The following is a 22232-nucleotide window of genomic DNA, read 5'->3' as shown; positions in this document are numbered from 1 at the left end:
CAGGTCGCGGTGCAGCCTTCTATCAGTTTTGTTATAACATTACATATCAACTCAAGTCGCGCCGGCTTGGCTCATGCTGCGGCGCCGGCCGTTCTCTCCCGCCTTCGAAGGGTTTCATGCATATCGCCCAGCGCTTTTCGCTCCCGCTGGCCCTCGTCGCCGGCCTGTGCCTCGCTTCCGGCGCGCAGGCCGCGCCGACGCAATATCCGCTGACGCTGGAGAACTGCAGGGAGACCATCACCTTCACCCAGGCGCCGAAGCGCGTGGTCGCCGTCGGCCAGACACAGACCGAAATCCTCTATGCGCTCGGCCTCGGCGATCGCGTCGTCGGTACCGCCGTCTGGTTCAGCCCGGTCGCGAAGCCGTATGAGGCGGTGAACGCCAAGGTGAAGCGGCTTGCCGACAATGATCCGAGCTTCGAGGCGGTCGTCGCCCAGGAGCCCGACCTCATCACCGCGATGTTCGAATGGCATATCGGGCCGAACGGCATTGTCGGGAAGCGCGACCAGTTCGCCAAGGTCAAGGTGCCGACCTATGTCTCGCCGACCGACTGCGTCGGCAAGGACAATTCCGGCCCCGGCGACGGCGTGCGCACCCAGATGTTCTCGATGGAGCTGGTCTATCGCAACATCCGCGAATTCGGTGCGATCTTCGACGTCGCCGACCGCGCCGAGACCCTCATCGCCGAGCTGAAGGCACGCGAGGAGAAGGCGGTCCAGTCGGTCGCCGGGATGAAGGCGCGGGACGTGCCCGTCGCCGTCTGGTTCTCCAGCAAGGACATCAAGGGCGATGCCTTCATCGCCGGCAAGAACGGCGTCCCGGCCTATATCCTGTCGAAGCTCGGCGCCCGCAACGTCATCACCACCAATGAGGAATGGCCGCTGGTCGGCTGGGAGAGCATCGCGGCCGCGAACCCCGCGGTGATCGTCGTGGTCAAGATGGACCGCCGGCGCTTTCCCGCCGACGATATCGACCTAAAACTCAACTTCCTGAAGACCGATCCGGTGGCGAGCAAGCTCGACGCGGTCAAGCAGGACAGGATCGTGGTGATGGATGTCGGCGCGACGCGTGCCGGGCTCGACACCGTCGACGGCATCGAGGCTCTGGCGCGCGGCATCGAGCGCTTCGGCCTGGCGCGGTGAGCCACCACCCCGTCCAGCCGAACTGGCCGGCGCGGATCGGCATCGCGCTGGCGGCGCTCGCCGCGCTGGTCTTCGCCATCGCGCTCGCCGTGACCATCGGCGAGATGCGGATACCGCTGGCGACCGCCTTCCAGGCGCTCGGAAACGGGCTGTTCGATCTCGGCTATCCGGTCAGCGCGATCCAGCAGGGCGTGATCTTCGATTACCGCCTGAGCCGGGCGCTGCTGGCCGGGCTGTGCGGCGGCGCGCTCGCGCTGTCGGGCGCGATCCTGCAGGCGCTGCTGCGCAACCCGCTGGCCGAGCCCTATATTCTCGGCATCTCGGCCGGCGCCTCGACGGGCGCGGTGGCAGTGATGATCCTCGGTTTCGGCGGCGCCGCGCTGACCGTCTCCGGCGGCGCCTTCCTCGGCTCGGTCGCGGCGCTGCTGATCGTCGCGCTGCTGGCCGCCGGCGCTGGAGGCGCGAGCGACCGCGTCATCCTCGCCGGAGTCGCCGGCTCGCAGCTCTTCAACGCCGCCACGGCGACGATCGTCACGACGCTCGCCAGCGCCGAGCAGGCGCGTGGCGTGATGTTCTGGCTGCTCGGCAATTTCGGCGGCGTGCGCTGGCCGGACGTCTTCGTCGCGACTCCGGTCGCGCTCGCCGGCTTCGCGATCTGCATGCTCCACGCCAAGGCGCTCGACGCCTTCGCCTTCGGGGCCGATGCCGCGGCCTCGCTCGGCGTCGCGGTGACGCGCGTGCGCATCGTCCTCTTCGCCGTGACCGCGGTGATGACGGCGACCATGGTCAGCATCGTCGGCACGATCGGCTTTGTCGGCCTCGTCATCCCGCACGCGGCCCGTTTCCTGGTCGGCCCCGGCCATGCCCGCCTGCTGCCGGTCTGCCTCGTCATCGGCGCGATCTTCATGATCCTGGCCGACATCCTCTCGCGCATCCTGGTGCCGCAGCAGATCCTGCCGATCGGCGTCGTCACCGCCCTGGTCGGCGCGCCCGCCTTCGCGATCATCCTCTATCGCGCCAGGCGGCCGGCATGACGCTCTCGGCTCGCGATGTTTCCTGGGGCGCCTCCGGGCGCATGATCGTCGGCGGCGTGACGCTCGAAGCCGCGCCCGGCAAGATCCTCGGCCTGATCGGGCCGAACGGCTCCGGCAAGTCGAGCCTGCTGCGGCTGCTCTGCCGCTTGCGCAAGGTCTCCTCCGGCGTGGTCGAGCTCGATGGCCGCGATATCGGCGAGGTTTCTCGGCGCGAGCTCGCCCGCCGCCTCGCCTTCGTCGAGCAGCAGGCGACGACCGAGATCCAGCTTTCGGTCTGCGACGTCGTCCGCCTCGGCCGCACCCCGCATCGCGGCGCCCTCGCCTCCTGGAACGCGGCGGACGAGCAGGCGGTCGATGCCGCGCTGGCGCGTGTCGGCATGAGCGAGCGGCACGACCAGCACTGGCACACGCTCTCCGGCGGAGAGCGGCAGCGCGTCCATATCGCGCGTGCTTTGGCGCAGACGCCGAGCGAGCTCATCCTCGACGAGCCGACCAATCATCTCGACATCCAGCACCAGCTTTCGATCTTGACGCTGGTCCGCCGGCTCGGCGTGACCTGCATCGTCGCGCTGCACGATCTCAACCTCGCGGCGCTGTTCTGCGACGAGATCGCGCTCCTGCATGAAGGCCGGCTGGTCGCTTCCGGCACGCCCGAGACCGTGCTGACCGAGGAGACGATCAAACGGGTCTTCGGCGTCGCGGTCAGGATCGGCGCGAGCGCCTCCGGCCGACGTCATATCGAATACCTCGTCGACCCCGACTGCTATGGAGATGCTGCGCCATGACCGCCTCAGATGTGCAGCATGCCGTCACCGGCTACTGGACTGCGCGCGCGCCGAAATTCGACGGCGTCGCCTCGCAGGTCGCCCAGTCCACGCTCTGGCGGGAGGTGCTGGAAGCAGCGTTCGCTACCGAGCGCCCCGTCGACGTCGTCGATCTCGGCACCGGCACGGGCGCCTGCGCACTGGTCGCGGCCGCGCTCGGCCATCGCGTGCGCGCCTATGACGGAGCGGACGGCATGCTCGCCGTGGCACGGGCCGCTGGTGAAGCGCAGGGCCTCGCCGTCGACTTCGTCGCCGAGACGCTGCAGGACGCGGCGATCGCGCCGGGATCGGCCGATATCGTGACGCTGCGCAATGTGCTGTGGACGCTCGAGGAGCCGATGGCGGCGCTGCGCAAGGCCCACGCCATCCTGCGCCCGGGCGGACGGATCGTGGTGTCAGACGGCCTGTGGTCGGTTGCGCCGCAATACCGCTCGACCTATCCGGCCGATGTCGCCGCCCGCCTGCCGCTGCATGATGGGCTGACCGAGGACAAGGCGCGGCAGATGCTGGACGCGGCCGGCTTCGGGCCGGCCACGTCCTGGCAGCATCTGTTCCCGGCCTCGCCCTATCCGGGCGATGTGCCGATGTTCGTGCTCTCGGCCATCCGGGCCTGAGTGCCGGGCCCTGCCCTCAGTGGCCCGCTGCCGGCACCGGCGGCGTGCCATGGGTGTGGAAGCTCTCGATGGTCTTCAGGCCCCAGGCCTGGCCCTTCTTCCGCTCTTCCTCGGTCCAGGTGACGGTCTGCCAATCCGGATCGAGGATCAGGCGCGCGCCGGCATTGGCGATCTCGACGCGGTTGCCGGCCGGTTCGTAGACATAGAGGAAGAAGGTCTGCTGCACCGCGTGCTTGTGCGGACCGGTCTCGATGTAGACGCCGTTCTCTAGGAAGATGTCGGCCGCTTCCAGCACATGCTCGCGCTGGTCGACCGCATAGGTGACGTGATGGAAGCGTCCCAGGCTGCCCGTGTGGTCGCGGGTGTAGGCGATGTCGTAGCTCTTGTTGTTGACGGTGAACCAGCAGCCGCCGACCTCGCCGGAATCGAGCACGATCTGCTCGGTGACGCGGCTGCCCAGCGCCTTCGGCAGGAAGTCGCGGATCGCCGCGACGTCGCTGGCCAGCAGATTGAGATGGTCGAGCCGGCGGACCGCGCAGCCGCGGCCGTGATTGCGCTGCGGCTGGTTCTTGAGCGCCGGGCGCTCGTGCGGCGGGGCGACATATTTGTTGGTATCGAAATAGATCTCGAAGACATGGTCGTCGGGATCGCGGAAACGATAGGCCCGGCCATGGCCGAGATCGCCGTCGACCCAGCCGATGCCACAGCCCATCGCCTCGATCGCCTCGACGCGTCGCTGCAGCGCCTGTTCGCTGGTGGCACGATAGGCGACATGACCGATGCCGGTGGTCTTCGCCGCCGTCAGCTTCAGCGTATGGAACTCGTAATCGTCCCAGGCGCGCAGGAAGACGCTGTCCCCCTCGCGCCCGCTCTCGGTCAGCCCGTAGACGTTGACGAAGAAGTCGAGGCTCTCGGCCGGCTTGTCGGTGAGAAGCTCGACATGCGCGAGATGGGCGATGTCGAAGCAGGGTTCGCTGCTCATCCCCAGACCTCCCTGGCGACTTCGAGGATGCGCGAGAGCTTGGCCCATTGCTCGTCCTCGGCCAGGACATTGCCCTCCTCGGTCGAGGCGAAGCCGCATTGCGGCGACAGGCAGAGCTGTTCCAGCGGCGCGTATTTCGCGGCCTCCTCGATCCGGCGCTTGAGATTGTCCTTGCTCTCGATCGCGCCGAACTTGGAGGTGACGAGGCCGAGTACGACCTGCTTGTCGCCCTTCGGCAGGAAACGCAGCGGCTCGAAGCCGCCGGAGCGGTCGTCGTCCCACTCCATGAAGTAGCCGTCGACGTCGATCTGGTTGAAGACCATGTCGGCCACCGGCTCGTAGCCTCCCGAGGCGATGAAGGTCGACTTGAAGTTGCCGCGGCAGGTGTGGGTGGTAATCTGCATGTCGGCCGGCTTGGCCTTGAGCGCGGCATTGAGCACGTCGCGGTAGACGAAGATCAGCTTGTCCGGATCGTCGCCGCGCTCAGCCAGCATCTTGCGCTGATCGGGATCGCAGAAATAGGACAGGCTGGTGTCGTCGAGCTGGAGATAGCGGCAACCGGCATCGTAGAAGGCCTTGATCGCCTTGGCGTAGGCCTTGCCGAGGTCGTCGTAATAGTCCTCCATCTTGAGATAGGCGCTCGGGTCGATCGCCTTCCGCCCGCCGCGGTAATGCAGCATGGACGGGCTCGGAATCGTCATCTTCGGCACGCGGCTGGTCACCGACGCCAGGAACTTGAAATGGGCGAGATGCGGATGGTCGGCCGGAAAGTCGAGCTTGCCGGTGACGCGGATGCCGTGCCCCTTGGTCGCGACGCCCTTGAACTGGATGCCCGCATCGGTCTCGTAGGTGGTGACGCCGGTTAGGCCATCTAGGAAGTCGAAATGCCAGAAGGCGCGGCGATATTCGCCGTCCGTCACCGCCTGCAGGCCGATCTCCTCCTGCTTCCTGACGAGCTTCCTGATCTCCTCGTCCTCGATCCCCGTCAGATCGGCCTGGCTCATCTCGCCGGCCGCGTGCTTGGCCCGGGCGTCCTTGACGGGCGCGCTGCGCAGCAGGCTTCCGACCATGTCGCCCCGGAAAGGCGGCTTCTTCCTCTGGGTCATGACGTTTCCTCCCGGTTCTTGATGCTCATGCTGCGGCGGCGAGGCCGAGATGATGTTCGAGGCGCTCGGGCTCGGCGATGAGCGTCGCGCTGCGTTCGGCAAGGACGACGCGGCCGCGTTCGAGCACGATGGCGTCGTCGGTCAGTTCGAGGATCTTGCGCGCATGCTGCTCGATCACGATCGCGGAAAGCCCCTCCTCCCGGAACAGCGCTTTCAGCGTGCCGAGCAACTCCTCGACGATGATCGGGGCGAGCCCCTCGGTCGGCTCGTCGAGCAGGAGCAGCTTCGGATTGAGCATCAGGGCCCGGCCGATCGCCAGCATCTGCTGCTCGCCGCCGGAAAGCTGGTTGCCGAGATTGGTTTTGCGCTCCGCGAGACGCGGAAACAGGCGGAAGACGCGGGCAGCATCCCACGGCCCGGGCAGCGCCACCGCTGTCAGGTTCTCCAGCACCGTCAGCGACTTGAAGATGTTGCGCTCCTGCGGCACCCAGCCAATGCCGGCATGGGCCCGCTGCTCGGGGGACGCTGTGGAGAGATCGCGCCCCGCCAGCACGATCCGCCCGCCGCGCCGGCGCGTCACGCCGATGATGCTGTTGACCAAGGTCGTCTTGCCGACCCCGTTGCGGCCGAGCAGCGCGAGCGAGCGGCCTTCGGCAAGGCAAAGGTCGATGTCGAACAGGACCTGCGCCTCGCCATAGCCGGCGCTCAGCTTCTCGATCCTCAAGAGTTCGGACGGTGCTGCGTCAGACATGGGTGCTCTCGCCGAGATAGGCCGCGCGCACGGCCGGATCGCGTGCCATCTCCTCCGGCGTTCCCTCTGCCAGCACGCGCCCGTTGACCAGAACGGTGATGCGCGTCGCGAAGCGGAAGACGAGATCCATGTCGTGCTCGATCAACAGCACTGAAACATCGTCCGGCAGCTCGGCGACCGTCTGCATCAGTTCGCGACGCTCGGCCTCGGGCACGCCAGCCGCCGGCTCGTCGAGCAGCAGGACCGTCGGCCGCGCCGCGAAGGCGGCGGCGATCTCGATCTGGCGCTGCTTGCCATAGGGCAGCGTCGCGATGGTGCGGTCCATCATATCATCGAGCCGGAAGCGGGTCAGGATTTCTGCGGTCTGCTCGACCAGTTCCGCATCGAGGTCGAGCGCGCGGAAGGGCTGGCTACCGCGACCGAGCCGCTCGGAGGTGACGAGCGCGACCATCTCCAGCGGCGTCATCGTCGCGAAGAGCTGGTTGATCTGGAAGGTGCGCGCGAGGCCGCGCTGCACCCGCGCCTCGCGCGTCAGCTTCGTGATGTCCTCGCCCATCAGCGTGATGCACCCGGAGCTCGGCTTGAGCACGCCAGTGAGCTGGTTGACGAAGGTGGTCTTGCCGGCGCCGTTCGGGCCGATCAGGGCGTGTCGGGCGCCCTTTTCGAGCGTGAAGTCGACATGGTCGGTCGCGGTGATGCCGCCGAAACTCTTGCAGAGGTCGAAGGTTTGCAGAGCGACGCTCATCGCGCCCCTCCCCGCCCGAGACGGGCGAAGCGGCCAGCCACGGTCTTCACGGCGCTATGGATGATCTCGCGGCCGCCGAGCACGAAGAGCACGAGGAAGAGCCCGATCCAGAACATCCAGTATTGCGGGGTGAAGCTCGCGATCGCGTCCTGCAGCAGCTTGAAGGCGATGGCGCCGATGAGCCCGCCATAGAGATAGCCAGCGCCGCCGATGATCAGCACCAGCATCAGATCGGCCGAGCGATGGAAGTCGAGCACGTCGAGCGAGACGAACTGCGTGGTCTGGGCGAGCAGCGCCCCGGCCGCACCGGCATAGGCTGCCGCCAGGGTGTAGGCCGCGGCGAGGCGCCGCCCGTTCGGCACGCCCGAGGCCGAAGCGCGCAGCGGGTTGTCGCGGACCGCACGCAGCGAGAGCCCGACGGGCGAGTGCACCACCCGCCTCGCGATCAGGAACAGCAGGAAGAGGACGCTCAGCGAATAGAGATAGGCGGTGCGGCCGAAGATATCGAACTCGAACTGGCCGAGCACCGGCTTCATCATCACGCCCTGCAGCCCGTCGGCGCCGCCCGTCAGCGAGCCGAAGGAATTCGCCAGCTCGTAGAGGATCAGCGCTACGCCGAGCGTCACCATCAGCCGGGTGAGATCGCTGCCGCGCAGGACCAGCGGGCTTGTGAGGAGGCCGACCAACCCGGCGGCCGCCATGCCGCAGGCAAGGCCCGCGAACGGATCGCCGGTGACGTGCTTGGCCAGAAGCCCCGCCGCATAGGCACCCATGCCGAGGAAGGCGGCATGGCCCAGCGAGACGATGCCGGCATAGCCGAGGATCAGGTCGAGCGAGAGCGCGAACAGCGCCAGGATCGCGATCTCGTTGAGCAGCAGCAGATGGCTCGGGAACAGCAGATAGGCCGCAAAGGCAAGGATCCAGAAGCCGATCTCGGCCGGATGCCAGCGCCGGTTGGCATAGAGCGCCTGCCGGACCCTGGCGTCGAAGCTCTCGGCCCTCATGCCCGGGCCCTCGCGAACAGGCCATGCGGCCGGGTGATCAGCAGCACGACCATCAGCGCATAGATGATGAAGGCACCGACCTGCGGCACGAGATACTTGCCGACGACATCGGCGACGCCGAGCAGCATCGCCGCGAAGAACGGCCCGGTGATGCTGGAGGTGCCGCCGACCGTGACGACGATCAGGAAGTAGATCATGAACTTCAGCGGAAAGGTCGGATCGAGCCCCATCAGTTCGATGCCGAGCGCGCCGCCTAGACCGGCAAGCCCGCAGCCGAGCGCGAAGGTGAGCGCGAAGAGCCGGTTGACGGGAATGCCGAGCCCGCGCGCGACCCGCGCATCGTCCACCGCCGCGCGCAGGCGGCTGCCGAAGCGGGTGCGGGTGAAGCCCCATTGCAGGGAGATGGCGAGCAGCCCGCAGATCGCGATGACGAAGAGCCGGTAGCGGCCAATGCCGATGCCGGCGATCTCAAAGCGCCCCTGCAGCCAAGCCGGCAGGCGGATGAACTGCTGGGTCGAGCCCATCAGCCAGTCCGTGCCGGCGACCGCCATGAAGACGAGGCCGATCGAGAACATCACCTGATCGAGATGGCTCTTGGCGTACATCGGCCGATAGATCAGGCGCTCGAGCACGATCCCGACCAGGGCCGCGGACAGGAAGGCGAGTGGCAGGCTCGCCAGAAAGGGCAGGCCGAGCCGCTGCATCGCCAGCACGGCGACATAGCCGCCGAGCATGGCGAAGGCGCCGTGGGCGAGGTTGACGAAGTTCATCAACCCCATCGTCACGGAAAGCCCGCAGCCGAGGACGAAAAGCACCATCCCATAGGCGATGCCATCGAACAGGATGGTCAACATGCGTTTCGTTCCGCTCGGGCCTGGCCCGCTGCCGTCACTTGCAGGCGTTCACTTGCAGGCGTTCACTTGCGGGCCTTCACCGGGTCCTTGACGTCCTTGATCGTCGCGAACTCGACATTGTGGAGCTCGGAACCGACCTTCTCGGTCTTGCGGACATAGATGTTCTGGATGATGTCGCGGGTGTCCGGATCGATCTTCACCGGCCCGCGCACGCTCTCCCATGAGGCGCCCTTCATCGCCGCGATCAGCTTGTCGCCATTCGCGTCGCCCTTGGTCGCCTCCAGCGCCTTGGCGATCAGCTGCATGCCGTCATAGCCGCCGACCGCCATGAAATTCGGCCGCATGCCGGGATTGGCCTTCTGGAAGGCCTCGACGAAGGCCTTGTTGGCCGGGCTGTCATGCGCGGCCGAATAATGATGCGTGGTGATGGCGCCGAGCGCGACGTCGCCGATACCCTGGAGGATGTCGTCATCGACCACGTCGCCGGGGCCGATCAGCTTGACGCCGGCCTTGTCGAGCCCGCGCTCGACGAACTGCTTCATGAACTGCGCACCGACGCCGGAGGGCACGAAGACGAAGAGCGCATCGGGCTTGGCCTCCGAGACGCGTTGCAGGAATGGCGCGAAGTCGGGGCCGCGCAGCGGCACGCGCACGCTCTCGACCGTGCCGCCGGCCGCCTTGAACTTGTTGGCGAAAGAGGTCTCGGCATCGATGCCCGGGCCGTAATCGGTGACGACCGTGAAGACCTTCTTGATACCGTTAGCCCAGGCCCAGTCGGCCATCGGCTCGGAAGCCTGCGGCAGAGTGAAGGAGGTGCGCGCGATATAGGGCGAAGCCTCGGTGATCGTGGCGGTTGCCGCCGCCATCACGACCTGCGGTACCTTGGCCTGTGTCGCGACCTGCGCCGTGGCCATGGCGAGCGGCGTCAGGCCGAAGCCGGCCAGCACAGAGACCTTGTCGTTGACCACCAGTTCCTGGGCGAGGCGGCGCGTCGCGTCGGCATTGCCGGCGTCGTCCTTGAGGATGACCTCGAGCTTGCGCCCGCCATGGACCGCGCCTTCCTTGGCCAGGAAGAGCTTTACCGCCGCGTCGATCTGCCGACCGGTCGAGGCGAAGGGCCCCGTCATCGGCAGGATGAGTCCGATCTTCAGCGCCTCCTGCGCCAGCGCCGCGCTGCTGACCGACGCGGCCAGCGCGAAGCCGAGCACTCCTTTGAGAACAGTCCTGCGATGCGTCATGTCGTTCCTCCCCAAGAGTTCTGCTGATCCCCGTTTCGGGGTTGTTCTTCTCAGTCGTCTGCGTCGTCGCGATAGATAAGGCCCGCCTTGGCGAGGCCTTCGCGCATAGCGTACATGTCCAGGCCGAGTTCGCCAGAGGCCAGACGCCGGCGCTTCTCCTCTTCGCCGGCCTCGCGCTTGCGCCCGGCTTCGGCGACCAAACCCGCATCGAGCCGCGGCACCACCACGACGCCGTCATCATCGGCGACGACGACATCGCCGGGGTTGACCAGCGCCCCGGCGCAGACCACCGGCACGTTGACCGAGCCGAGCGTCGCCTTGACCGTGCCCTTGGCCGAAATCGCTCGCGACCAGACCGGAAAGCCCATCCGGGTCAGCACGCGAACGTCCCTCACGCCGGCATCGATGACGAGGCCGACACCACCGCGCGCCATCAGCGAAGTCGCCAAGAGGTCACCGAACATGCCGTCGGTATTGTCGGCAGTGCAGGCGACGACGAGGATGTCGCCCGGCTTCACCTGCTCGATCGCGACATGGATCATCCAGTTGTCGCCGGGCAGGGCCAGCACCGTGACGGCGCTGCCGGCGATCTGCGCGCCCGCATAGATCGGCCGCATATAGGGCTTCATCAGCCCGCTGCGCCCCATCGCCTCATGCGTCGTCGATACCCCGAGCTCGCCCAAGGATGCGATGTCGGCAGCAGCGGCGCGCCTGTTCGTCCTGACGACCACGGGCTTCATGCCAGCGTCTCCAGCGCTTCCGGGAAGAGGCGCTGATACGCCTCGCCATAGGTCATCGCCTTGCCGGAATTGCGCCCACCCTGCATGCCGCGGTTCAGCGCAACGCGGGTGTAGTATTCCCAGAGGTGCTTCTGGGCGGCGAGGATCTCGAAGGCCTGGCGCTTCACCTCCCAGACCTCGTCGATGTTGAGGATGACATTCGGCCTGAAATTGCACTGCTCGGGCTGGTGTGGCTCGAACAGGAAGAGCGGCGGCGCCGCATAGGCGCGGTTCGGATCGGGCTTATGGCCGGCCGCCTGGGCGATGATGCGCGCCTCCTGGGCAAAGCGCGTCGCCTCCGGGTGGTCGACATTATAGGGGTCTTCAAGCGCATGGGTCAGCACGAAGCTCGGATTGAGTTCGTGGAAGATGTCGATCGCGCGCTCCAGCATCGGCTCGGTCGTGCGCAGCGGGTAATCGCCGGCGTCCATGAACTCGATCTCGGCGCCGAGGAGCGCGGCAGCGGCTTCAGCTTCCTCGCGCCGCTGCGCCTTGACCTCCTCCATCTTCACGCCCGCCTTCTTCCAGGCGAACTGGCTCTCGCCGCGCTCGCCATAGGACAGGCAGAGGATCTTGACGCGGAAGCCGCGTTTGGCGTGCAGGGCGATGGCGCCGCCGGCCCGCCAGACGAAATCGCCGGGATGGGCGGTGACGACCAGACCTGTCTTCTGCGGGCTCGGCATCGATCGAAGGTCCTCTTGTCGCGACTTCAGGCGGCGGACCGCGGCGCCACGAAGGCCCGGCCGTCCATCAGGATGCGGGCGGTGCGCAGCAGCCCGGCCCGTTCGACCACAGGCTTCTCGGGCGTTCCGCCGACCGTCAGGCGCACGGTGAATTCGCCGGTGGGATGCTCGACCGAGAGCGAGCGCTCGCGCCCCGAAGGCATCACCGCGACGGAGGCTGCGGGCGATCCCGGCAAGGCAGCGGCGGTCGCCACCGTGACGGCGGCGAAAACCCCGATCGAGGCATGGCATTCATGCGGGATGAAGCTGCGCGTCGCGATGGCACCGCCGGCGCGCGGCGCGGCAACGAGCGCGATCTTGGGCACGACCTTGGCGGAGACATCGCCGAGATTCATCAAGGGGCCGGCCGTCAGCCTGATGCGCTCGATGCGCGTCTTGAGCTCGAAATCCTTGTCGAGCTCCTCGCGCGGTTCATGGCCGGTGCGGGCGAGATCGGCGGCGCGCATCACGATGACGGGCATGCCGTTGTCGATCAGCGTCGCCTCAATGCCCTCGACGATGTCGACCGCATTGCCGGTGGGCAGCAGGGCACCGCAGACCGAACCTTCGGTCCCGAGAAAGCTGATGTCGATTGGCGCCGAAGTGCCTGGCACGCCGTCGATCCGGGCCTCCCCGGTGACGCCCGCCTGCCCGTCGCCGGTCTGCATCACGAGATCGGCGACGGTGCCGGTGTTCAGCGTGCGGACGCGAACCGTCGTCGAAGCTCCGGCCGCCGGGACGAGGCCGCGGGCCAAAGCGAAGGGGCCGATGCCGGCGAGGATATTGCCGCAATTCGGCGTGGTATCGACGCTGGCCGTCTCGATCCCGACCTGGGCGAACAGGAAATCGATGTCGCAGCCCGGCTCGGTCGAGCGCGAGACGATCGCGACCTTGCTAGTCAGCGGGTGGGCGCCGCCAAGGCCGTCGACCTGGCGCTTGTCGGGCGAGCCCATCACCGAAAGCAAGATGGCGTCGCGCTCGGCCGGATCGGAAGGCAGGTCTTCGCGGAGGAAATAGGCGCCCTTGGAGGTACCGCCGCGGATCAGCATGCAGGGGATCGCGATCTGCATGGACTGTCGGCCTCCCAGCGGAATCTCGGCGCCGACGATGAGGCGCTCTGTTCGCCGCAACCATGGCTGCCGGCGATTGCTTATTCAAATGACAAGAATGCAGCGTTTCATGCACGACTCTCAGCAATCGCCTCAGGTCGTCAGGCGCTCCCTTTTCAGCGCGTCGACGACCAGCGATAGCAGCTCACGCGCCGCGGGCTGCAGCGCCACACCCTTGCGCGTGATGATCCCGAGCGTGCGCGTCACCGTCGGCGAGCGCAGCGGGATCGCCACAAGCTCCTCGGTCGCGCCCATGTCGAGCGCCAGCTGCGGCAGGACGGTGAAGCCAAGACCGGCCCGCACGAAGCTGACCGCGGTTGCGGCGCGCTGGACCTCGTAGCGCCAGGCCAGCTTCTCGCGGCGGGCGCCGAGCGCATCGTCGATCAGGATGCGATTGCCGGTCTCGGCGCTGATGCGGACCAGCGGAAGGTTCTCCAGCTGTGCCCAGCTCAGGGACGGCGACGCCGCCAGCGGCGAATGGCGCGGGCAGACCAGCACGAAGGGTTCCTTGACCACCGGCTTGAGATCGAGATCCCAGCGATTGGCGGCGACGATGGTGATGCCGAACTCGGCCTCGCCGGACTGGACCTTGTCGGCGATCTCGGCAGCGGAGTTGTCGTGCACCCTGACCCGGATGTCGGGATGGCGGCGCACGAACTCCGCGATCACCTCCGGCATGCTGCGCATGGCAATGGTCGGCAGGCAACCGACCTCGACGCTCTCGGCCACCTCCTCGGCATCGAGACGCAATTCGTCCAGGGAGGTGCCCAGCTCCTCGAATATCCGGCGTGCCTTGGGCAAAAGGGCGGTGCCGGCTCTGGTCAGGGAAACCTGGCGCGTCGTCCGCTGCAGGAGCTGGATTCCGAGCCCCTCCTCCAGCTTGCGGATGCGGTGGCTCAGCGCCGTCTGCGACAGGTTGAGATGGGAGGCGGCAGCATGGAAGCTACCGCGCTCGGCGATGCTGACGAAGGCCTGCAGGCCGAGCACGTCGATCCTCACAAGCGGCCCTTCCCTGCGCGTGGTCGGTTCTGATGCAAGATTTTCATCAAACCCGCCATTGTTCAAATTTGTCTTCGGGCGCGCAGGGCGGCAGCCTGAGCCGTCGCCCCGCCTGCCGCGCCACCACGCCCTGCCGGCGTTCCGAGAGGAAAGAACGATGAGCCAGTCCGCTCCCGCACGCGCCAATCCACCCCGTCTATGCTTCATCGGCTTCGGCGAAGCGGGACAGGCACTGGCCGGCGGACTGCTGGAGGCCGGCATCGCCGAGATTACCGCTTTCGACATAGCCAGCGCCGAGGCACGGGTCCGCGAGCCCGCGGCAAGGCTTGGCGTGCGGCTGGCGGCCAGTCCCCGCGAGGCGCTGGCCGGGGCTGATTTCGTCTTCTCGGCGGTGACGGCGGCATCCAGCGTCGAGGCGGCGCGGCAGGCGGCCGACCATCTCGTTTCCGGTCAGGTCTTCATCGACGTGAACTCGGTTTCGCCCGGCAGGAAGCGCGAGGCAGCGGCGCTCTTCGGCGGCGATGGCGCCTATCTCGATCTTGCCATCATGGCGCCGATTCATCCGAGGCGGCATGCCACGCCCTGCCTCGTTGCAGGCGAGGCCGGCCCGCGTTTCATCGAGGCCTTCGCGGAACTCGGGATGAGTCTGTCGTTCGCAGGTCGCGAGATCGGCTCGGCAACGACCGTCAAGATGGTCCGCAGCGTCATGGTCAAGGGGCTGGAAGCCCTGAGCTACGAGTGTTTCATGGCGGCGCGCAGGGCCGGCGTGCAGGACAAGATCCTGGCCTCCCTCGCGGCAAGCTATCCCGGCTTCGACTGGTCCCGGCAGGTTCCCTACAATGTCAGCCGCATGCTGCAGCACGGCGTCCGTCGCGCCGCCGAGATGCGGGAAGTCGCGCTGACCCTGCGCGAACTCGGCCTCGACCCCGCAGTGACCGAGGGCGTCGTCGCCCAGCAGGAGCGGCTCGGCCGGCTCGGCCTGCGCCTGGAGCCGGAGGAAGGCTTCGCCATTCTAGGTGCGGTAGACACGGCACTTGCCGACGACGAGGCGAGAGCGAGCCCGGGTGCCACTGAGAAGTAGATTCCACTCGACGCTGCAAGTGCCTGTAAAATCAGTCGAATGCCGATAGACCAAGGGACTCTCCGACGGACTCGCACTCCGGCCGCCCGTGCCCGGCACCACGCCACGGCACCGGCAGCATCGAAGCTGCACCTGTCGCCTTGACGAATCCCGCCGCAGGCTGACTTCATCCGGCCAGAGGCATGATGTTCCGTTTCATCCACTCATCGGATCTGCATATCGGCAAGCGCTTCGGCAACCTGCCGGAGGAGTTGCGCGGCCGCCTGCGCGACGCCCGACACACCGTGCTCGACCGGCTCGCCGCGCAGGCGCGAATGGCCGGCGCCGGCACGATCCTGCTGGCAGGCGACTGCTTCGACACGGAGACGCCGAGCCCTGCCATGCTGCGCCAGGCGCTCGCCGCCATGGCTGGCCATGCCGGCCTGCGCTGGGTGATGCTGCCGGGCAACCATGATTCCCTGCTCGCCGAAGAGCTATGGGCCGCCGCCCGCGCCGCCCTGCCGGGCAATGTCATGCTGGCGACCGAGCCGGAGCCGATCTTGCTGGCGCCGGGGGTGACGCTGCTCCCCGCCCCCTGCACGACGCGCCGCCCCGGCCGCGACCTGACCGAGTGGATGGACAGGGCGGCGACACCGGAAGGTGCGCTACGCATCGGCCTCGCCCATGGCGCGATCCAGAGCTTTTCCGAGGACGGTTCCGGCCTCGACATCATCGCCCCCGACCGCGCCTCGCGCGCCGGGCTGGACTACCTCGCACTCGGCGACTGGCATGGCCAGATGGCGGTCAATGCCCGCAGCTGGTACAGCGGCACGCCGGAGCCCGACCGCTTCAAGCATGGCGAGCCCGGACGGGCCCTGCTGGTCGGCCTCGCCGGTCCTGGTGCCGTGCCCGAGGTCACCCCGGTCGAGACCGGCAGTTTTGCCTGGCGCAGCCTTTCGCTGGACCTGCTCTCCGGCGACGATGCGGCCACCGCGCTCGCTGCCGAGCTGCCAGGCGGTTCCGGCCGCCGCCAGACGCTGTTGCGCGTCATCGCCTCCGGCCGCCTGCGCCCAGCGGCGCGGATGGCACTCGAAGCTGCGATCGCCGGGGTTGCGCCGGAATTCGCCGAGCTGCAGCTCGACACCGAGGGACTCGCCGCCGATTGCGAGGATACCGATCTCGACGCGATCGACAGGGCCGGCGCCCTGCGCCAGGCGGCCGAGTTGTTGCTGGCCGAGAGTCACGACGAAGGCCGCCCGGAAGCCGAGCGCGAGATCGCCGGCGAGGCGCTGGTGCGGCTGTTCTCCTATTGCGACGCGATGCAGCCATGAAGCTCAGCGCGCTTCGCCTCCACAATGTCCGGCGTTTCGCCGGCACCGGCATCGCCGTCGAAGGTATCGGCGACGGCGTCAACGTGCTCAGCGCCGTCAACGAGGTCGGCAAGTCGACCTGCTTCGACGCGCTTCACGCGCTGTTCTTCCAGCCGCATACCGGCACGCCCGGCCCGGTGCAGACTCTGCGGCCCTATAGCGGCGGCAATCCACTCGTCGAGGCCGACATCAAGACCTCCGATGGCGCCTTCCGCCTGACCAAGCAGTTCTATGGCGGCAAGCGGGCGATGGTGCGCGAGCTTTCGAGCGGCCGGCTGATCGCACAGGCCGACGAGGCGGAAAAGTTCATCGGCGCGCTGGTGCAGGGCGGCACCACCGGCCCGGCCGGGCTGCTTTGGGTGCGCCAGGGCATCACCGGCATCGAACGGCGGGCGAAGAGCGAAGAGGAAAACGAGAAGCGGGCACGCGAATCCGTGCTGGTCTCGGTGCAGGGCGAAGTCGAATCGCTGACCGGCGGCCGGCGCATGGCGCAGGCCGTCGCCGCTTGCGAAGAGGAGCTCTCGCGGCTCGTGACGGCGACGCGCCGGCCGAAGGCCGGCGGGCCCTACGCCCTCGCCTTGGAGGAACGCGACCGCCTGGCCGAAGCCGAGCGCAAGCTGGCGGCCGAAGTCGCTGAGCTGCGCACCGCGCTCGACCGGCGCCGCAGCATCCGCAACCGGCTGAACGAACTCGAGGATCGCGAGGAGGAGCGCGCCCGGCAGGGTGCCCTGGCTCAAGCCGAAAAGGACCTCGCCGCAGCCAAGGCGCAGGGCGAGACCCTGAAGACGGCGGAGGCGGAGGCCGCCCTGGCCCGCAGCCAGCGCGATGCCGCCGGCCAGGCGCTCACGACCTATCGGCGCAGCCTGGCGCGCCTCGCCGAACTGCAGGCGCTCGAAAGCGAAGCCACAGGTAGGCGCGATGAGGCGCTGGCCCGCCAGCGTGCCGCGGCGGAGGCCGGCCGGGCAGCGGCGGCGGCGGTCGAGCTGGCCGAAAGCGAGGAAAGGCAGGCACGCGATCTGCTCTCCCGGCTGGAGAAGGCGCTGCGGGCAAGAGACGCCGCCGAGCGCCTCACCGGCCTGCGCGAGGCCCATGCCGGCGCCGAGGCCGAGCGCACCGCCATAGAGTCCTTTGAGGCCGAGATCAGGGCGCTCGCTTTGCCGGCAGCCGGCCTGCGGCAGCTCGAGGCGTTGGAGACCGAACTCGTCGGGCTGCGCGCCATCGTCGCCGCACGCATGCCGCTGCTCCGCGTCGACTATCGTGACGGCGCCAGCGCGGCCATCAGCATCGCCGGCATGGCGCTTGGCGACGGCGAGGAGAAAGCCCTGACCGGCAGCACCACGCTGGACATCGCCGAGATCGGCAGGATCACGCTGACCCTGCCGCAAGGCCAGGATGGCCAGGCCGAGCTCGCCCAGGCCGAAGCCCGGCGACAAAAGGGGCTGAAATTGCTCGGCATCGCCAGTCTCGCCGAAGGTCGCCAGCGCGAAACCAGGCTCCGGGAACTGGAGACGGCGCTTCGGCTCGGCCAGCAGCGCCTCGCTTTGCTGGCACCACATGGGCTGGCCGATTTGCAGGAGAGCATCGCCAGGTTGGAGGCGCAGCGCGGCGAAATCATCGAGATCAAGGCCGATCCGGAAGCCACTCGCCTCGCTCTCGACGCGGCCGAGGCCCGCGTCACCACATCGCGCAACGCCGTGCGGGAAGCCCAGCCGCAGCGCGAAGCGGCCGATACCGCCATCCTCGCGGCCGAGCGGGCGCTGGCGACGATCGCATCCGAACGCGCCGGACTCACGACCGTAATGGGCGCCGAGGATGGGCGGGAGGCCCACGCGGCCGCGCTCGAAGCGACATTCGCGCGGGCAGAAGGCGAACTTGCATCCGTCTCGGAACGGGTCGAGAGCCTGCGCGCCAGCGCGATCGACCTTGCAGGCACCGAGGCGAAGCTGCGGCGGATGCGCTCGATCGTCGACTCCACGGCGAACGAGATCGCGAAACTGCGGGAGGATGCGGCCGAAATCAACGGCCAGATCCGCGCCCGCGCCGATGCCGCCGTCGAGGAGGCCTGGCAGGAAACCAGCGAGAAGCTCGCTGCGGCCGAGAAGCGCCTGGCTGGACTGGCGCACGAGGTCGCCCTCCTCTCACGCCTACGCGACGCGCTGGAGGCGGCCCGCACCACGGCGCGCGACCATTATTTCCGCCCGGTGATGGCCGAACTGAAGCCTCTGCTCGGGCTGCTCTTCGAGGACGCCTCAGTCACCTTCGACGAGGACACCCTGCTGCCGCGCACCGTCCGCCGCAACGGCCTGGAAGAACCGGTCGGCGTGCTCAGCGGCGGCATGCGCGAGCAGCTCGCCGTGCTCACCCGCCTCGCCTTCGCCCGGCTGCTCGCCAAGGACGGCCAGCCGGCCCCGGTGATCCTCGACGACGCGCTGGTCTACTCCGACGACGACCGCATCGAGCGGATGTTCGACGCCCTGCACCGCCAGGCCAGCGACCAGCAGATCATCGTCTTCTCGTGCCGGCAGCGCGCCTTCTCGCAGCTCGGCGGCAACATCCTGCGGATGAAGCCCTGGAGCCCGGAAGGCTGAAGCCGCGCTCGCGAGGCAAGCTTGGAATCCATATAAACTACTGATTTATTTTACATTTTACCCCGACCCAGATATCACCGCGCGATCTCTCCGAGGCCGTGATGTCACCTGGTCATGTTTCAGAACCTTCGCCCGGCGGAATGCTGAAGCTGTTTTCGGACAACCTTTCGCTCAAGGCCGGAACCTTCTTCATCGCCGAAGGGGAAAGCGTGACCGGCCCGATGCGGTCGGGGCTCAAGGTCGGCGTGATGCTGGACGGACGCCAGACGCTAGAGCTCGACGACCGCCCGCCGGTGATGATCGAAGGGCCCGCCTTGCTGGTCGCGGCCAATGGCGGCGAACATATTCAGCAACGCACCGGCCTGACCGGCGGCGCAGTGCGCTGCGCGCTGATGCAGTTCGAACTGGACTTCGTGGCGCGGGAATTCGGCGCCGAGCTCTCCCGGCTGCTGCTGCTGTCCGGGCCAGACGATGCCTGCCTCTGGGTCCGCCCGGCCAGCGCCGAATTGCGCGCGCTCGCGCTGCAAATGGCCGAATGCCGCGTCGCCGATTCGCTGCGCAGCTTCTATCTCGCCGGCAAGGCGCTCGAACTCGGGGCGCTCGCCCTCGACGAGATCATCGGGGAGCGGCCGGTCCGTCCGGCGAAGCTCGATGCGCGCACGCGCGATCAGATCCAGGCGGTGCGCGAGATCCTGGAAGCGTCGGTGCAGGATCCCCCCAGTCTTTCGGAGCTGGCGCGCCGCACCGGGCTCAACCCGAGCAAGCTGACCTCGGCCTTCCGTGCCCAGTTCGGCACCAGCGTCTTCGGCTATCTGCAGGAGTACCGGCTGCAGCAGGCGCACGCGCTGATCGCCAGCGGCGAGGCCAGCGTCGCCGTCGCCGCCTTCCGCGTCGGCTACAGCCCGGCGCATTTTTCGAGCGCCTTCCGCAAGCGTTTCGGCATTTCGCCGAGCGCCCTGCGTTGACGGGCACAGATCCTGCGCCCGGCCTTTCTCTCGTTGAACCGGTTCGAAACTGCAGCGAAAGAATTACTGCCGCGATCGAAAGCCGACTTCGTTGCCCCCAGGGCGCCGTTCCTGAACAACCCCCACGGGTAATCCACCGCGAGGTGGTGGGGCAAAGGTCGGGTTCATGAATTTCATCATCGGCAATCGCACTGCGGCCAAGGCCTCGGTCGCGCTCGCGGCAATCATCGTCGGCTGGTCGGGCTCGGGACACGCGCAGAACGCTCCGGCAATCGGCCTCGATACGATCGAGGTCCAGGGCGAGCGGGCGAACGGGCCGGTCGACGGCTATGTCGCGCGGCGCAGCGCCACCGCGACCAAGACCGACACGCCGCTGATCGAGACACCGCAATCGGTCAGCGTCGTGCCGCGCGCCCAGATGGACGACCAGGGCGTGCAGAGCGTCAGCCAGGCGGTGCGCTACAGCGCCGGCGTGCTGGGCGAAACCCGCCTCTCCTCAGGGCGTTACGACAGCGTCTTCATCCGCGGATTCGGCGGCAGCGGTGGCGGAGCCGGCTTCATCAACAATCTCGACGGGCTGCGCCTGCAGCGCGGCGTCAACTTCCTGGTACCGATCGGCGAGCCCTGGGGGCTGGAGCGCGTCGAGGTGCTGCGCGGGCCATCCTCGGTGACTTTCGGCCAGGTCAAGCCGGGTGGCCTGATCAACATGGTCAGCAAGCGCCCGCAGGAGCAGGCGCATGGCGAGGTTCAGGTGGTGCTCGGCAGCTTTGAGCGCCGCCAGCTCGCCTTCGACATCGGCGGGCCGGTGACGGCGGACAAGACAATTCTCTACCGTCTCGTCGGGCTTGGACGCGCAGCCGATACGCAGGTCGACTTCACCAAGGAAGAGCGGCTCTACATCGCGCCGTCGTTGACGTTCCAGCCGAATGCGGCGACCAGCCTGACCTTGCTGACCTCCTATCAGCGCGATCCCGAGACCGGCTTCTATGGCTTCCTTCCGTCGATCGGCACCGCACTGCCGAACCGGAACGGCCGCATCCGCAGCAATTTCTTCCCCGGCGAGCCAAGCTATGAGGGCTACGCTCGCAACGCGCTGAATCTCGGCTACGCCTTCGAGCATCGCTTCAACGAGGTCTTCAGCTTCCGCCAGAACGCCCGCTACAGCGACCTCGACTTGCGCAACCGCACGGTCGCAGCAGCCTCGCTCGGCGCCAACCAGCGCACCCTGACCCGCCGCGTCACCGCCTCGAACGAGAAGGCCCAGACGTTTGGCGTCGACAACCAGCTTCAGGCCGACTTCCGCACCGGCCCGCTGACGCACAAGCTGCTGTTCGGCGTCGACGGCTACTGGGCCGACGGCACGGCCTTCACCGGCGCCGGCGGCGTCGTGCAGACGCTCGACGCCTTCGCCCCGGTCTATGGCCGCCGGCCCTTCGCCGTCCCTGCCGTGCCTGGCACGGCGCAGCTGACCGAGCAATATGGCGTCTACCTTCAGGATCAGATCAAGCTCGACCGGCTCTCGCTCCTGATCGGCGGCAGATTTGACCGCGCGATGGCGCGCACGCGCAACATGACCAATGGCGCCCTGACCAAGCAGGACGACACCGCCAATACCGGGCGCGTCGCGCTGATGTACAATTTCGACAATGGGCTTGCGCCCTATGCGAGCTATTCGACCTCGTTCGAGCCAGTGGCGGGAACGACCTTTGCGCGCACCCCCTTCAAGCCGACCGAAGGGGAGCAGTTCGAAGTCGGACTGAAATACGAGCCCCCCGGCTACAACGCCTTCTTCCAGGCCTCGGTCTACGATCTGACGCAGACCAATGTGGCGACGGCCGACCCGAACAATGTCGGCTTCCAGATCCAGACCGGCGAGGTCCGGGCCCGCGGCTTCGAGTTCGAGGCGCGCGCCACCGTTCTGGAGAGTCTCGATCTCATCGCCGCCTATGCCTACACCGATGCGGAGGTGACCAAGAGCACCGGCGTCGACCTCGGCAAGCGCCCGACCGTGGTGCCGCGCCACATGGCCTCGCTCTGGGCTCACTACACTTTCAAGACCGGCCTGTTCTCCGGCCTCGGCCTGGGTGCCGGTGTGCGCTATGTCGGCAACGGCGCCGGCGACCCCGGCAACACCTTCTTCACCGACGACTACGCCCTGGTCGATGCAGCGATCAGCTATGATCTTGGCGCCGCCAATGCCGCGATGAAGGGCTGGAAGGTCCAGGTCAACGCCCAGAACCTGCTCGACAAGGAGTATGTCGCCGGCTGCTACGCCGCCGTGCAGTGCTCCTTCGGCCTGCGCCGGACGGTGCTGGCGACGCTGTCCTATCGCTGGTGAGGACGGAC

General features: G+C 67.7%; 20 protein-coding genes. 9 read left to right on the top strand and 11 right to left on the bottom strand.

Annotated features, from left to right (window positions below; translation table 11 throughout):
• The first annotated feature begins 116 nt into the window (after positions 1-116).
• Genes DK26_RS17170 through DK26_RS17155 form a run of 4 tightly spaced genes read left to right on the top strand, consistent with a single transcriptional unit; the run spans position 117 to position 3614 of the window.
• Positions 117-1142 (top strand): ABC transporter substrate-binding protein, encoded by a 1026-nt coding sequence (locus DK26_RS17170; RefSeq protein WP_066475014.1) that lies wholly within the window; start codon positions 117-119, stop codon positions 1140-1142.
• The gene (locus DK26_RS17165; protein ID WP_066475012.1) at positions 1139-2176 is read left to right on the top strand and encodes an iron ABC transporter permease; all 1038 of its coding nucleotides are present in this window, start codon (positions 1139-1141) and stop codon (positions 2174-2176) included. Before DK26_RS17170 ends, DK26_RS17165 begins: the two co-directional genes overlap by 4 nt.
• Complete coding sequence (locus DK26_RS17160) at positions 2173-2961, top strand: ABC transporter ATP-binding protein (protein WP_066475011.1); 789 nt, start codon at positions 2173-2175, stop codon at positions 2959-2961. The genes DK26_RS17165 and DK26_RS17160 overlap by 4 nt, the downstream gene beginning before the upstream one ends.
• Positions 2958-3614, top strand: a complete 657-nt coding sequence (locus tag DK26_RS17155; protein WP_066475008.1) for a class I SAM-dependent methyltransferase — start codon at positions 2958-2960, stop codon at positions 3612-3614. Before DK26_RS17160 ends, DK26_RS17155 begins: the two co-directional genes overlap by 4 nt.
• 16 nt (positions 3615-3630) lie before the next feature.
• Here DK26_RS17155 and DK26_RS17150 read toward each other — a convergent pair whose 3' ends face one another.
• The 11 genes from DK26_RS17150 to DK26_RS17100 all read right to left on the bottom strand — a co-directional run bounded on the left by DK26_RS17150 (position 3631) and on the right by DK26_RS17100 (position 13903).
• Positions 3631-4596, bottom strand: coding sequence for a catechol 2,3-dioxygenase (locus tag DK26_RS17150; RefSeq protein WP_066475005.1), 966 nt, complete (start codon positions 4594-4596; stop codon positions 3631-3633).
• Positions 4593-5702 (bottom strand): 5-methyltetrahydropteroyltriglutamate--homocysteine S-methyltransferase, encoded by a 1110-nt coding sequence (locus DK26_RS17145; protein ID WP_066475004.1) that lies wholly within the window; start codon positions 5700-5702, stop codon positions 4593-4595. The genes DK26_RS17150 and DK26_RS17145 overlap by 4 nt, the downstream gene beginning before the upstream one ends.
• A 25-nt stretch (positions 5703-5727) precedes the next feature.
• Positions 5728-6453 (bottom strand): ABC transporter ATP-binding protein, encoded by a 726-nt coding sequence (locus DK26_RS17140; protein WP_066475003.1) that lies wholly within the window; start codon positions 6451-6453, stop codon positions 5728-5730.
• The gene (locus DK26_RS17135) at positions 6446-7198 is read right to left on the bottom strand and encodes an ABC transporter ATP-binding protein (RefSeq protein ID WP_066475002.1); all 753 of its coding nucleotides are present in this window, start codon (positions 7196-7198) and stop codon (positions 6446-6448) included. Before DK26_RS17135 ends, DK26_RS17140 begins: the two co-directional genes overlap by 8 nt.
• Positions 7195-8202 (bottom strand): branched-chain amino acid ABC transporter permease, encoded by a 1008-nt coding sequence (locus DK26_RS17130; protein ID WP_066475001.1) that lies wholly within the window; start codon positions 8200-8202, stop codon positions 7195-7197. The genes DK26_RS17135 and DK26_RS17130 overlap by 4 nt, the downstream gene beginning before the upstream one ends.
• The gene (locus DK26_RS17125) at positions 8199-9056 is read right to left on the bottom strand and encodes a branched-chain amino acid ABC transporter permease (RefSeq protein WP_066474999.1); all 858 of its coding nucleotides are present in this window, start codon (positions 9054-9056) and stop codon (positions 8199-8201) included. Before DK26_RS17125 ends, DK26_RS17130 begins: the two co-directional genes overlap by 4 nt.
• 62 nt (positions 9057-9118) lie before the next feature.
• Entirely contained in the window at positions 9119-10294 is a 1176-nt protein-coding gene (locus DK26_RS17120; protein ID WP_066474997.1) for an ABC transporter substrate-binding protein, read from the bottom strand.
• A gap of 50 nt (positions 10295-10344) precedes the next feature.
• Positions 10345-11034, bottom strand: a complete 690-nt coding sequence (locus DK26_RS17115) for a 4-carboxy-4-hydroxy-2-oxoadipate aldolase/oxaloacetate decarboxylase (RefSeq protein WP_066474995.1) — start codon at positions 11032-11034, stop codon at positions 10345-10347.
• Positions 11031-11756: a PIG-L deacetylase family protein gene (locus DK26_RS17110; RefSeq protein WP_066474993.1), complete on the bottom strand. Its 726-nt coding sequence runs from the start codon at positions 11754-11756 to the stop codon at positions 11031-11033. Before DK26_RS17110 ends, DK26_RS17115 begins: the two co-directional genes overlap by 4 nt.
• Before the next feature lie 26 nt (positions 11757-11782).
• A complete protein-coding gene (locus DK26_RS17105) occupies positions 11783-12865 on the bottom strand; it encodes a 4-oxalomesaconate tautomerase (RefSeq protein WP_066474992.1) in 1083 nt (360 codons plus the stop codon).
• A 132-nt stretch (positions 12866-12997) separates the two neighbouring features.
• Positions 12998-13903, bottom strand: coding sequence for a LysR family transcriptional regulator (locus DK26_RS17100; protein WP_066474991.1), 906 nt, complete (start codon positions 13901-13903; stop codon positions 12998-13000).
• 157 nt (positions 13904-14060) lie between these two features.
• Here DK26_RS17100 and DK26_RS29390 point away from each other — a divergent pair, with 157 nt between their 5' ends.
• The 5 genes from DK26_RS29390 to DK26_RS17075 all read left to right on the top strand — a co-directional run bounded on the left by DK26_RS29390 (position 14061) and on the right by DK26_RS17075 (position 22224).
• The gene (locus tag DK26_RS29390; RefSeq protein WP_066474988.1) at positions 14061-14984 is read left to right on the top strand and encodes a DUF1932 domain-containing protein; all 924 of its coding nucleotides are present in this window, start codon (positions 14061-14063) and stop codon (positions 14982-14984) included.
• Positions 14985-15169: 185 nt separating this feature from the next.
• Positions 15170-16294, top strand: coding sequence for a DNA repair exonuclease (locus DK26_RS17090; protein WP_066475576.1), 1125 nt, complete (start codon positions 15170-15172; stop codon positions 16292-16294).
• Positions 16291-18921 (top strand): AAA family ATPase, encoded by a 2631-nt coding sequence (locus DK26_RS17085; RefSeq protein WP_066474987.1) that lies wholly within the window; start codon positions 16291-16293, stop codon positions 18919-18921. Before DK26_RS17090 ends, DK26_RS17085 begins: the two co-directional genes overlap by 4 nt.
• A gap of 140 nt (positions 18922-19061) precedes the next feature.
• Positions 19062-19886, top strand: a complete 825-nt coding sequence (locus DK26_RS17080; RefSeq protein ID WP_066474984.1) for an AraC family transcriptional regulator — start codon at positions 19062-19064, stop codon at positions 19884-19886.
• A gap of 166 nt (positions 19887-20052) precedes the next feature.
• Positions 20053-22224: a TonB-dependent siderophore receptor gene (locus DK26_RS17075; protein ID WP_066474982.1), complete on the top strand. Its 2172-nt coding sequence runs from the start codon at positions 20053-20055 to the stop codon at positions 22222-22224.
• Positions 22225-22232 lie beyond the last annotated feature (8 nt).

Source organism: Allobosea sp. WAO (assembly GCF_001509835.1).
Lineage (GTDB): Bacteria > Pseudomonadota > Alphaproteobacteria > Rhizobiales > Beijerinckiaceae > Allobosea.
The sequence above is the reverse complement of the archived record's forward strand: the minus strand, read 5'-3'. Positions and strand labels throughout refer to the sequence as shown.